Genomic DNA, 11,690 nt, shown 5'->3' on the forward strand with positions numbered 1-11,690 from the left:
GTCACTTCCCGGCCACGGCGTCGGAGATGAGCGAGTCGAGGATGCTCTTGTCCGGGATCGCGCCGAGGATGCGGGCGGCCACGCGGCCCTGCTTGTCGATCACGATGGTGGTCGGCGTGGCCTTGGGCGGAACGGTCTTGCTGAAGGCGAGCAGGACGGACCCGGTGTCGCGGTCGAGGACCGACGGGTAGGTCACGCCCTTGTCCTGCTCGAAGCTGGCCGCGGTGCTCGCGGAGTCGTAGAGGTTGACGCCGAGGAAGCTGACTCCCTGCGCGGCGTACTTCTGCGACAGCGACTCGAGGTCGGGCGCCTCCACCCGGCACGGCGGGCAGCCCGCGTACCAGAAGTTCACGACGAGGACCTTTCCTGCGTAGTCCTTGGAGGACACCGCAGTGCCGTCGGCGAGCTTGCCGGAGAAGGCGACGGGAGCGCCGCGATCGGCCGCTGCGTACTCGCTCACGCTGCCGTCGCCGGCGATGTAGTTCTGGCCGTTTCCGGAGCGGTACTGGGTGGCGAGGGCGTCGTTGGAGGTGCAGCCCGAGAGCAGGAGCGCGGTGGCCGCGGCGGCTGCGGGAAGAAGGAGCGCCAGGCGGCGTCGAGCGGAGGTCACACGGCCCCCACATCGGTCGCCGCGTTGATGAGGCTGCCGGCGGGCTCGACGTAGCCGACCTCCACCACGCGCACGACGGGCGGGGCGTCGGGATCGACCGGGACCGGCGCCTCGCCGGGACGGGGCTGGGGAGCCGGGGCCGGCTCGGTGGTCCGCTCGAAGGTGGTGATGCTGGAGAGCGCGCAGCGCCGCTTGCGCGGGTCGTGCGGGAACCGCTCCCCTGCCGCCGAGAGGTGCATGACCCAGATCGGGAGCTGGTGACTGACCAGGACGACGTCGCCGGACTCGACCGAGTCGAACGCGGCGTCGACGGCCTCTTTCATCCGCTTCTCGATGCTGGTGTAGGCCTCGCCCCAGCTCGGTCGCGGCGGGTAGACGATGAACGGCCAGTTGACCGGGTTCTTCAGGGCGCGCCGCATGTTGGTGCCCTCGAAGTGGTTGGTGGGCTCGATGATCCGCTCGTCGACCTCCGGCTCCAGACCGAAGGCCGCCGCGATCGGCGCCATCGACTCGCGGGTGCGCTGCAGCGGCGACATACGCAGCAGGGACACCGGGCGGGAGCGGGCGACCAGGTCGTCGGCGGCGGCCTGCGCCATCCGATGGCCGAGCTTGGACAGCCCGAAACCCGGCAGCCTGCCGTACAGGATGCCGTCGGGATTGAACACCTCTCCGTGACGGACGAGATGTACCTGGCTTGCTACCACCGCACCAGTCTACGGAGCGCCTTGCCTTGAATTCACTGAGCGTGGGAGCGCGCGACCTGCTGCCAGCCCTCTGCGGCGGTATGAGCGGGCGGTAGGCTTGTCGATCGTGACCGCACGCGTTTTGATCAAAGACCTGGCCGCCCTGCCCGACGGCCCCGTGAACGTCGCCGGATGGGTCGAGACCGTCCGGGACCAGAAGAAGGTGCAGTTCGTCGTGCTGCGCGACGAGTCCGGAGCCGTGCAGCTCGTCAATCCACGCACCGTGGGTGAGGACGGCGCCGTCGTCGCCGACGAGCCGGCCACCACCATCTCCGGTCTGTCGCAGGGGTCGTTCGTGCGCGCCACCGGCGAGCTCAAGCACGACGAGCGCGTCAAGCTCGGCGGCATCGAGATCAAGCTGAGCACCCTCGAAGTCGAGACGGCCGCCATCCCCGAGACGCCGATCGCCGCCGACAGCGGCATCGACAAGCGCATGGACTGGCGCTTCCTCGACCTCCGCGAGCCGAAGCACAACCTGATCTTCCGGGTGCAGACCACGCTCGAGCACGCGATGCGCCAGTACTGGGTGGACAACGGGTTCATCGAGATCCACACGCCGAAGCTCATGGCGTCGGCGTCCGAGTCGCGCGCCGAGCTCTTCGAGCTGCCGTACTTCGAGACGACCGCCTACCTCGCCCAGAGCCCGCAGATCTTCAAGCAGATGGCGCAGGCGGCCGGGTTCGGGCGCGTCTTCGAGATCGGCCCGGCGTTCCGCGCCGACCCCAGCTTCACCAGCCGGCACGCGACGGAGTTCACGAGCATCGACACCGAGCTGAGCTGGATCGACAGCCACGAGGACGTCATGAAGGTGCACGAGGACCTCCTCGTCGCCGGCTTCACGGCGGTCAAGGAGAAGCACGGCGCGGAGATCGAGGCGCTGTTCGGCGTCGAGGTCACCGTGCCGACCACGCCGTTCCCGCGCATCCCGCTCGCCGAGGCCAAGCGCATCGTCGCGGAGCAGGGCTATGAGGTGCCGCGCGCGGACGACGACATGGACCCGGAGGGCGAGCGCCGCATCTCCGCGTACGTGAAGGAGACCTACGGCCACGAGTTCGTCTTCCTGACGGACTACGCGTCGAGCATCCGCCCGTACTACCACATGCGTCACGCAGACGATCCGTCGATCACCAAGAGCTATGACCTGATCTTCAACGGGGTCGAGATCTCCACCGGCGCCCAGCGCGAGCACCGCGTCGAGATCCTCGAGGAGCAGGCGGTGGACAAGGGCCTCTCGGTGGAGGAGCTGGAGGACGTGCTCGCGACGTTCCGCTACGGCATCCCCCGCACGGCGGGTTCGGGATGGGGCTGGCGCGCGTGCTCATGCTGATGCTGCACCTCGCCAACCTGCGCGAGACGACCTATCTCTTCCGCGGACCGACGCGACTGACCCCGTAGCCGAGAGCGCGGTCCACTGTTCGCCGGCCACCAGGATGTGGCCGAGGAAGCGGAGCCCGATGGTGGCCGCGGCTTGATCGAGCCTGCGAGTGAGCACGGTGTCGGCCACGGACGGGTCGAGCGATCCCGACGGATGGTTGTGCGCGACGGCGAAGGACCGGCCGCCGCGGGTGAGCACGGCCTGGAGGATGTCGGCGGGCTGGATGGAGCGCTCGTCGACACCGCCGTCCTGCACGAGGACGATCTCCAGCGGCCGCGCGGCACGGTCCGCGACGACCACGATGAAGCGCTCGCTGTCGCGGTGCAGCAGCTCGGGACGCACGACCTCCGCGATCGCCTCGTGATCGACCAGCCGGGTCCAAGCGGAGGACCGCCCGGCGCGTCGCCAGATCTCGATGATGGCGACGAGCCGGCCGGCGGTGGCGGGACCGACTCCCGGCAGGGTCTCGAGCCGGGCGAAGTCCATCGTCGCGAGCCCCGGGAATCCGCCGCAGCGGGCCAGGATGGAGCGCGCGAGGGAGAGGACGCTGCGGCCGGTCTGGCCTGAGCCGAGGACGAGGGCGAGGACTTCGGGGTCGGTGAGCGAACCGACGCCGAGCCGGCGCATCCGCTCCCGTGGACGGTCGTGCTGGGGTACATGTGCAAGGGGCTCCTCTGCTTCTTCCGGCTCGGACATGCGTCCACGCTAGGAAGCCGATGGGGTGCTTCGTGGCCGATCGTCTCAATCTGTGGAGAACTGGCCAGCGGCCTCCACCTGTGGATGACAATGGGTGGAGAGAATCCGCAGACGAAGGAGTCGCCCCGCAATGACCACCCTCCCCGAACCCCGTCCGAACGATGTCGTCATCCTCTCGGCCGCGCGCACACCGCTCGGCAAGGTGACCGGCGCGCTCGCGAGCCAGACCGCGGTGCAGCTCGGCACCGTCGCGCTGCGGAAGGCGATCGAGCAGTCCGGGCTCCAGGCGTCGGACATCGACACGGTGATCTTCGGGCAGGTGCTCCAGGCCGGCGCGGGCCAGAATCCGGCCCGGCAGACGGCCATCGGCGCCGGGATCGGCTGGGATGTGCCCGCGACGACCATCAACAAGGTGTGCCTCTCCGGGCTGGCCGCCGTGATCGACGCCGCGCGGCTCATCCGCGCCGGCGAGGCGACGGTGGTCGCGGCCGGCGGCCAGGAGTCCATGACGAACGCGCCGCACATCCTGCCCGGCTCGCGGAAGGGCTGGACGTACGGCTCACTCGAAGCGTTGGATACGGCGGCCTACGACGGGCTGACGGATGCGTTCGACAAGATTTCGATGGGCGCCTCGACGGAGAGCTACACGGAGAAGCTCGGCCTCACCCGGGAGGCGCAGGACGCGTTCGCCGCGTCGTCGCACCAGCGCGCTGGCGCTGCGGCGGCCGCGGGCATCTTCGCCGAGGAGATCGCGCCGGTCAGCATCCCGCAACGCAAAGGCGACCCTGTCGTCGTGTCCGCCGACGAGGGCGTGCGGCCGGACTCGACGGCGGAGGTGCTCGCCAGGCTGCGGCCGAGCTTCGCCGAGGGCGGCACGCTCACCGCGGGGAACTCGTCGCCGCTGAGTGACGGAGCGGCAGCGCTCATCCTCACGTCGCGGGAGAACGCCGAGCGACTCGGGCTGGAGTGGCTCGCGGTCGTCGGGGCCAGCGGACAGGTCGCCGGGCCGGACAACTCGCTGCACTCGCAGCCGTCGAACGCGATCAACGCGGCCCTGAAGCGGTCCGGCTGGGGCGTCGACGATCTGGACCTGGTGGAGATCAACGAGGCGTTCGCAGCGGTGGCGCTGCAGTCGACGGCCGACCTCGAGCTGGACCCGGAGAAGGTCAACATCCACGGCGGCGCGATCGCGCTCGGGCATCCCATCGGGGCGTCGGGGGCGCGGTTGGCCGGGCACGCGGCGCATGAGCTCGCGCGGCGCGGGTCCGGACGGGCGGCGGTGGCGCTGTGCGGCGGCGGCGGGCAGGGGGATGCGCTGCTGCTGTGGCGGTGACAGCGAGATCAGGGCGCGCGCGGCCGGAGAAGGTAGTCAATGGAGGAGATCCGGGGCGGGTCTCCTCCGTTGTGTGCACGGCGGGCGGCGTTGGCAGCGGAGGAGATCCGGGGTCGCGGGAGGCTGGAAAGCAGTCAACGGAGGAGATCCGGCCCGGGATGGGGCGGGTCTCCTCCGTTGACTGCGTGGGAGGGGCGGCGGGCGCGGGGTCAGGGGAGGTGGCGCTCGGCGGGGCCGGTGTAGAGGGAGAGCGGGCGGATGAGGGAGTTGGCGGCGTACTGCTCGAAGATGTGCGCGGTCCAGCCGGTGACCCTGGCCGCAGCGAAAAGCGGGGTGAAGGTCTCGGTGTCGAAGCCCATCAGGTTGTAGGCCGGGCCGGACGGGTAGTCCAGGTTCGGCTTGATGTTCTTGCGGTCGCCCATCGCCTTCTCGAGCGCGTCGTAGAGGTCCAGCATGTCCTGGCGGTCGTAGTGCTCGACCAGGGCCTCCAGGGAGGCCCGCATCGTCGGGACGCGCGAGTCGCCGTTCTTGTAGACGCGGTGGCCGAACCCCATGATCTTGCGCTTCTCGGCGAGGGCGTCGTCCAGCCACGCCTCGGCTCGGTCCGCGCTGCCGATCTCGTCGAACGCGTGCATGACGGCCTCGTTCGCGCCGCCGTGCAGCGGCCCCTTGAGGGCGCCGATCGCACCGGTGACGGCCGAGTAGACGTCCGACAGTGTGGAGGCGATGACGCGCGCGGTGAACGTCGAGGCGTTGAAGGAGTGCTCCGCGTACAGCACCAGCGAGACGCGGAAGGCGTGCACGACCACGTCGTCCGGGACCTCGCCGAACGTCAGCCAGAGGAAGTTCTCGGCGTAATCGAGGTCGTCCCGCGACTCCACGGGGTCCAGGCCGCGGCGGCGGCGCTGGATGTAGGCGACGATCGTCGGGAGCTGGGCGAAGAGGTGGATGGCGCGGCTGAGATTGAGCTCGGGATCCAGGATGCCGTCGGTCTGCTCCAGCGTCGGGTCGAGGCCGCCGAGTTGGCTGACCGCGGTGCGCAGGGCGTCCATCGGGTGCGCCGAGACGGGGATGTCGTCGAGCGCGCGGCGGGTTCTGTCGTCCAGGCGGCGCAGTCCGCGCTCCAGCTTCTGGAACCCGGCCAGCTCCTCGGCCGTCGGCAGCTCGCCGTGCCACAGCAGCCAGGCGACCTCCTCGAACGAGCACTTCGCGGCGAGCTCCTGCACCGGGTAGCCGCGGTACAGCAGCGAGTTGGTCTGCGGGTTCACGGACGAGATGTTCGTGGTGTCCACCACGACGCCGGCGAGGCCCTTGTGGATCTCGGGGTCGGTCATTGTGCTGCTCCTTCGCTGCTGTGCTGGTCGTGACTGGTGTGGACGCGGCTGTGAGCAGTGCTCAGCGGCGCACCTCGAAGTTGTACACCGATGTGTCGAACGCGTTGTAGCCCTCGTAGTCAATCAGGTCGTACAGTTCGGCGCGATGCTGCATCGAACCGAGCAGCGGCTCGAGGGTGCCGCCTTCCAGGAGCTGGTCGAGGCCGCGTTCGGCGGCCCCCATCGCCAGACGAAGGAGCGAGACCGGCCAGATCACGATGTTCACGCCGATGTCGCGGAGCTGGTCGACGGTGAAGAGGTCGCTCTTGCCGAACTCGGTCATGTTGGCGAGGATCGGCACGTCGACGGCCGACCGGATCGCCGCGAACTCGGACAGGTCGGCCATCGCCTCCGGGAAGATCGCGTCGGCACCCGCGTCGACCAGCGCCTTGGCCCGGTCGATCGCGGCCTCCAGCCCCTCCACGGCGCGGATGTCGGTGCGCGCCATGATCAGCAGGTTCGGATCGCGCCGGGCGTCGGCCGCTGCGCGGATGCGCTTGAGCGCGGTGTCCTCGTCCACGACCTGCTTGCCGTCGAGGTGGCCGCAGCGCTTGGGGTTCACCTGGTCCTCGATGTGGAGGCCGGCGACCCCGGCGTCCTCCAGCGTCTGCACCGTGCGGGCGACGTTCATCGGCTCGCCGAAGCCGGTGTCGGCGTCGACCAGGGTCGGGAGGTCGGTCATCCGCGAGATCTGGGCGGAGCGGCCGGCCACCTCGGTGAGCGTCGTGAGCCCGATGTCCGGGAGGCCGAGGTCGGCGGAGAGCACGGCGCCGGAGATGTAGACGCCCCCGAAGCCCTTGCGCTCGATGAGGCGCGCGCTCAGCGGGTTGAAGGCGCCCGGCATCCTGACCAGCTCGCCGGACGCGAGTCGCGCCCGGAACGCCGCGCGCTTCTCGTGCGCGGGAACGGTGGAGTACAGCATCAGAACAGTCCTCTCGGCGCGGGGACGCCGGCCAGCAGGCCGGGGCGCGCGGTGATGGTGAGGCCGCCGAGCTCGGCGGCGGACAGCTCGGGGAGGCGCTCGGCCAGCGCGAGGAAGCGCTCGATCTCGGCCTCCTCGAGCACTTCGGCCGCCAGCGAGCGGAACTTGGCGACATAGTCGGCGCGGGCGAACGGCCGGGCGCCGAGCGGGTGGGCGTCGGCGACGGCGATCTGGTCCTCGATCACACGGCCGTCGGCGAGCGTGATGACGACGCGGCCGCCGAACGCCTTCTCGGCCGGGTCGATCGAGTGGTAGCGGCGAGTCCACTCCGGGTCCTCGGTCGTGGTGACCTTGGCCCAGAGTGCGACGGTGTCGGGGCGGGCGGCGCGGGCCGGGAGGTAGGACTCCACGTGGTGCCAGCCGCCGTCCTGCAGGGCGACGGTGAAGATGTACGGGATGCTGTGGTCCAGCGTCTCGCGCGAGGCGGTCGGGTCGTACTTCTGCGGGTCGTTCGCGCCCGAGCCGATGACGTAGTGGGTGTGGTGCGAGGTGTGGATGACGATGCTCTCCACACGCTCGGGGTCGGCGGCCTCCGGGTGCTCCTTGTGGAGCCTGCGGGCGAGGTCGATCCAGGCCTGCGCCTGGTACTCGGCGGAGTGCTCCTTGGTATAGGAGTCGAGGATGGCGCGCTTGGCCTCCCCTGCCTCCGGGAGCGGCACGTCGTACGATGCGTTCGGACCGTCGAGCAGCCAGGCGATGACGCCGTCCTCGCCCTCGTAGATCGGGGTCGGGCTGGTCTCGCCGCGCATGGCCCGGTCGATCGCCTCGACGGCCATCTTGCCCGCGAACGCAGGCGCGTGCGCCTTCCAGCTCGAGATCTCGCCCTTGCGCGACTGCCGGGTGGCGGTGGTGGTGTGCAGGGCCTGGCCGATGGCCTGGAAGATCGTCTCGGCCGGCAGGTGCAGCAACGTGCCGATGCCCGCGGCAGCGGACGGCCCGAGGTGGGCGACGTGGTCGATCTTGTGGGCGTGCAGGCTGATCGCCTTCGCCAGGTCGATCTGGATCTCGTACCCGGTCGCGATGCCGCGCACCAGGTCGCGGCCGGTCAGTCCGTACGCACGGGCGGCGTGCTGGGCCACGGCGGTGATCGGGGGGATGTTGTCGCCCGGGTGCGAGTACTCGGCGGCGAGGAAGGTGTCGTGGTAGTCGAGCTCGCGGACGGCGACGCCGTTCGCCCAGGCCGCCCACTCGGGGCTGACCCTGGTCGTCTGCGGCTCGCCGAAGACGGTCGAGCCGTCCTGGGGGTGCTCGGTGGAGGCGGTCAACTCCTCGAGCTGCGCCGTCGGCAGCGGGTGGGCCAGCGCCTGCGAGCGGGCCGACACCACCGGCCTGCGGGTCAGCGACGCGGCGGCCACGGACGCGTTGTCGATGACGCGGTTGATCACCATGTCGGCCACCCCGGAGTCGACCTCGACCGGGTCGGCGGCGACCTCCGCGATCTTCCAGGCGAGCTGGTCCTGACGGGCGAGATTCTCATCGCTTCTGTGCACACGGACGTTGTGGAGCTTCACGTTACGAACCTACCTCCCCTACGCTCCTGCTATGGTCCCGGCGTCCTCCCTGCTCGCGTTCGCGCTCGCGTCGATCGCGCTCATCGTGATCCCGGGGCCGAGCGTGCTGTTCGTGATCGGGCGCTCGCTGGCGCTCGGGAGGCTCGGCGGCCTGCTCAGCGTGCTGGGCAACGCGCTCGGGATGCTGCCGCTCGTGGTCGCCGTCTCGCTCGGGATCGGCGCGCTCGTCGCACAGTCGCTGGTGGCGTTCACGATCGTGAAGTTCGCGGGAGCGGCGTACCTGATGTATCTCGGGGTGCAGGCGATCCGGCACCGGAGGCACACCGCGGTGACCCACGAGGCGACGCCGCCGCGGCGCTCGCACTGGCGCATCGTCGGCGAGGGGATGCTGGTCGGGCTGACCAACCCGAAGTCGCTGGTCTTCTTCGTCGCGGTGCTGCCGCAGTTCGTCGACTATCGGGCGGGTGGCATCCCGGTGCAGCTCTTCGAGCTCGGCATCGTCTTCCTGCTGCTGGCGCTGACGTTCGACAGTGTGTGGGCGCTCGCCGCGGGGACCGCCCAGGCCTGGTTCGGACGGTCCCCGAAGCGCGTCGAACGTCTCGGCGCGACCGGCGGCGTGATGATGATCGGTCTCGGCGGCATCCTCGCCCTGACCGGCGTCAAGCACTGAGCCGAGCCGCGCCGCCGGGCTGGCTAGATGTCGCCCGCGGTCGCGATGGGGGTGACGACGGCTCGGCCCAGCGAGTGGAAGTGGGCGTTGAAGCCGAGGACGGCGGGCGTCGACTCGGGGTCGAGGTCGAGGTGGTCGACATCCAGCGCGTGCACGACGATGTGATAGTGGTGCGTGCCGGTTCCGGGCGGCGGTCCCGCGCCGGTGAAGCTCTTCGAGCGCAGCTCGTTGGAGAGCATCGCGGCGCCCCCGGAAGGTTCGCGCCGCCCTCGGCGCCCGCACCGGACGGCAGCGAGGTCACCGAGGCCGGGATGTTGTAGACGGCCCAGTGCCAGAAACCCGAGCCGGTCGGGGCGTCCGGGTCGTGGATCGTGACGGCGAAGCTCTTCGTCTCGGCGGGGAACCCGCTCCAGGAGAGCTGCGGGGAGACGTCGCCTCCCCTCCCCCCGCGCCCCACTGCGCGCGGTCGAGCGGGCGGTCGTCGGCGACGTCGTCGCTGGTGACGGTGAACTGAGGTACGGCGCCGAAGCGCTCCAGCGGATCTTTCGACATAGCGCTCACGCTACGCCCGCTGCGTCGTCTCCGTGACGGTCGCGGGGACGGGACGGCGGCGGAAGCGGCGCGGGAGGCCGACGATTCCCCAGCCGGTGACCCGGAGCATGGCCTCGGCGACGATCCCGCCGCTCATCTTGGAGACGCCGTGCTCGCGCTCGACGAAGGTGATCGGCACCTCCACGACGCTGAGTCCGGCGTCGTATGCGCGGCGCAGCATGTCGATCTGGAAGCAGTAGCCCTGGCTCTCGACGTTCTCGAAGTGGATGCGTCGCAGCGCGTCGGCGGTGAACGCCCGATACCCGCCGGTCACGTCCTTCGCGGGCACGCCCAGCCAGAGGCGCGAGTAGGTGCTGCCGCCTTTGGAGAGGAACCGTCGGCGCGCGGGCCAGTTGACAACGCCGCCGCCCGGGACCCAGCGCGAGCCGAGCACGAGGTCGGCGCCGTCCGCCGCCTCGCCCTGTGGGAGCCGGCGGAGCGCCGCGAGCAGGGAGGGCAGTTCCTCCGGCCGGTGCGAGCCGTCGGCGTCCATCTCGACCACCGCGTCGTAACCGGCGTCGAGCGCCCAGGTCATCCCGGCCCGGTAGGCGGCGCCGAGGCCCTCCTTGCCGGCGCGGTGCAGCACCTTGACGTTGGCGTCGGTCGCAGCGAGCGCGTCCGCGATCTCGCCCGTCCCGTCCGGCGAACCGTCGTCGACCACGAGCACGTCGACCTCCGGCGCCGAGGCGCGGATCCGGCCGACCACGGGCCCGATGTTCTCCCGCTCGTTGTACGTGGGCAGGATGACGATGGTTCGCATGCAACCACTCTGGTCCATTCCGCTGAACGGATGGCTAACGAATCTGTCTGTTCTCGCAGTCGCCGCTGCTAGCATCCCCCGGTGCCCGTCGCGAAAGTCCTCCTCTATTACGCGTTCGCGCCGCTGCCCGACCCGGACGCGGTGCGGCTGTGGCAACGTGACCTCTGCGAGTCGCTGGGGCTGCGCGGTCGCATCCTGCTGTCCGAGGACGGCATCAACGGGACGCTGGGCGGCGAGCTCGGTGCGCTCAAGCGATACCTGCGCAAGACCAAGGAGTACGCGTCGTTCCACGACCTCGACGTGAAGTGGAGCGAGGGGTCTGGGTTGGACGAGTCGGGCGGCAGCCTGGACTTCCCGCGGCTGTCGGTGCGTGTGCGGGAGGAGATCGTGTCGTTCGGGGCGCCCGCCGAGCTTCGGGTGGACGAGTCGGGCGTCGTCGGCGGAGGCGAGCGGCTCGACCCGGACGCGCTGCACGCGCTCCTGGATTCGCGCGAGGACGTGGTCTTCTTCGACGGGCGCAACCGGTTCGAGGCGGAGATCGGGCGGTTCCGCGGCGCGGTCGTTCCCGAGGTGGCGACGACGCGCGAGTTCGTGGCCGAGCTCGACAGCGGGCGGTACGACCACCTCAAGGACAAGCCGGTCGTGACGTACTGCACCGGCGGCATCCGCTGCGAGGTGCTGTCGGGACTGATGCGGTCTCGCGGATTCGGCGAGGTCTACCAGCTCGACGGCGGCGTGGTCCGCTACGGCGAGCGCTTCGGCGACGACGGACTGTGGGAGGGGTCGCTGTACGTGTTCGACGGGCGCGGGTCGGTGCGGTTCTCGGACCATGCCGCGGTGATCGGGCGCTGTGCGGGATGTGGCGCGGCGACGGACCGGATGCGGAACTGCAGCGATCCGTCATGCCGGGAGCAGCTTGTGGTGTGCGGGGAGTGCGACGTCGTGGAGTGCGCCGCGCACGCTGCGTGACACGGCGGTAATCCTCCACAGGCTCCGGGCTCGGCGCGTTCTCCACCGATTCGTGGGAACCATTGCTGGCCGTTTCG

At 70.4% G+C, this 11,690-nt stretch carries 10 protein-coding genes and 2 pseudogenes; 4 read left to right on the top strand and 8 right to left on the bottom strand.

Going from position 1 to position 11,690, the window contains the following annotated elements:
• Position 1: 1 nt before the first annotated feature.
• Together ACRAWC_RS11585 and ACRAWC_RS11590 are read right to left on the bottom strand one after the other, a co-directional pair.
• Entirely contained in the window at positions 2-610 is a 609-nt protein-coding gene (locus ACRAWC_RS11585; RefSeq protein WP_431347855.1) for a TlpA family protein disulfide reductase, read from the bottom strand.
• Positions 607-1,314: a histidine phosphatase family protein gene (locus tag ACRAWC_RS11590; protein WP_431347856.1), complete on the bottom strand. Its 708-nt coding sequence runs from the start codon at positions 1,312-1,314 to the stop codon at positions 607-609. Before ACRAWC_RS11590 ends, ACRAWC_RS11585 begins: the two co-directional genes overlap by 4 nt.
• A gap of 106 nt (positions 1,315-1,420) precedes the next feature.
• On the opposite strand from ACRAWC_RS11590, the pseudogene aspS reads away from it, so the two are divergent.
• Positions 1,421-2,748 (top strand): annotated as a pseudogene (aspS, locus tag ACRAWC_RS11595) (aspartate--tRNA(Asn) ligase).
• On the opposite strand, the gene ACRAWC_RS11600 reads toward aspS, so the two are convergent.
• Positions 2,672-3,424 (bottom strand): JAB domain-containing protein, encoded by a 753-nt coding sequence (locus ACRAWC_RS11600; RefSeq protein ID WP_431347857.1) that lies wholly within the window; start codon positions 3,422-3,424, stop codon positions 2,672-2,674. The pseudogene aspS and the gene ACRAWC_RS11600 overlap by 77 nt on opposite strands.
• Before the next feature lie 130 nt (positions 3,425-3,554).
• Between ACRAWC_RS11600 and ACRAWC_RS11605 the strand changes: the two genes are divergently transcribed.
• Positions 3,555-4,757 carry an acetyl-CoA C-acetyltransferase gene (locus ACRAWC_RS11605; RefSeq protein WP_431347858.1) on the top strand — a complete coding sequence of 401 codons (1,203 nt, stop codon included), beginning with the start codon at positions 3,555-3,557 and terminating at the stop codon, positions 4,755-4,757.
• A 209-nt stretch (positions 4,758-4,966) separates the two neighbouring features.
• Here ACRAWC_RS11605 and ACRAWC_RS11610 read toward each other — a convergent pair whose 3' ends face one another.
• The 3 genes from ACRAWC_RS11610 to ACRAWC_RS11620 form a co-directional block, all read right to left on the bottom strand.
• A complete protein-coding gene (locus ACRAWC_RS11610) occupies positions 4,967-6,091 on the bottom strand; it encodes a bifunctional 2-methylcitrate synthase/citrate synthase (RefSeq protein ID WP_431347859.1) in 1,125 nt (374 codons plus the stop codon).
• A gap of 61 nt (positions 6,092-6,152) precedes the next feature.
• Entirely contained in the window at positions 6,153-7,052 is a 900-nt protein-coding gene (gene prpB / locus ACRAWC_RS11615) for a methylisocitrate lyase (RefSeq protein WP_431347860.1), read from the bottom strand.
• The gene (locus ACRAWC_RS11620; protein ID WP_431347861.1) at positions 7,052-8,623 is read right to left on the bottom strand and encodes an MmgE/PrpD family protein; all 1,572 of its coding nucleotides are present in this window, start codon (positions 8,621-8,623) and stop codon (positions 7,052-7,054) included. Before ACRAWC_RS11620 ends, prpB begins: the two co-directional genes overlap by 1 nt.
• Positions 8,624-8,654: 31 nt before the next feature.
• Here ACRAWC_RS11620 and ACRAWC_RS11625 point away from each other — a divergent pair, with 31 nt between their 5' ends.
• A complete protein-coding gene (locus tag ACRAWC_RS11625; protein WP_431347862.1) occupies positions 8,655-9,293 on the top strand; it encodes a LysE family translocator in 639 nt (212 codons plus the stop codon).
• 23 nt (positions 9,294-9,316) lie between these two features.
• On the opposite strand, the pseudogene ACRAWC_RS11630 reads toward ACRAWC_RS11625, so the two are convergent.
• A pseudogene (locus ACRAWC_RS11630) lies at positions 9,317-9,845 on the bottom strand (YbhB/YbcL family Raf kinase inhibitor-like protein).
• A gap of 10 nt (positions 9,846-9,855) precedes the next feature.
• Positions 9,856-10,644: a polyprenol monophosphomannose synthase gene (locus tag ACRAWC_RS11635; protein WP_431347863.1), complete on the bottom strand. Its 789-nt coding sequence runs from the start codon at positions 10,642-10,644 to the stop codon at positions 9,856-9,858.
• 81 nt (positions 10,645-10,725) lie between these two features.
• Here ACRAWC_RS11635 and ACRAWC_RS11640 point away from each other — a divergent pair, with 81 nt between their 5' ends.
• Complete coding sequence (locus ACRAWC_RS11640; RefSeq protein WP_431347864.1) at positions 10,726-11,613, top strand: rhodanese-related sulfurtransferase; 888 nt, start codon at positions 10,726-10,728, stop codon at positions 11,611-11,613.
• Positions 11,614-11,690: the final 77 nt, after the last annotated feature.

It is taken from the genome of Leifsonia sp. L25, assembly GCF_050632895.1.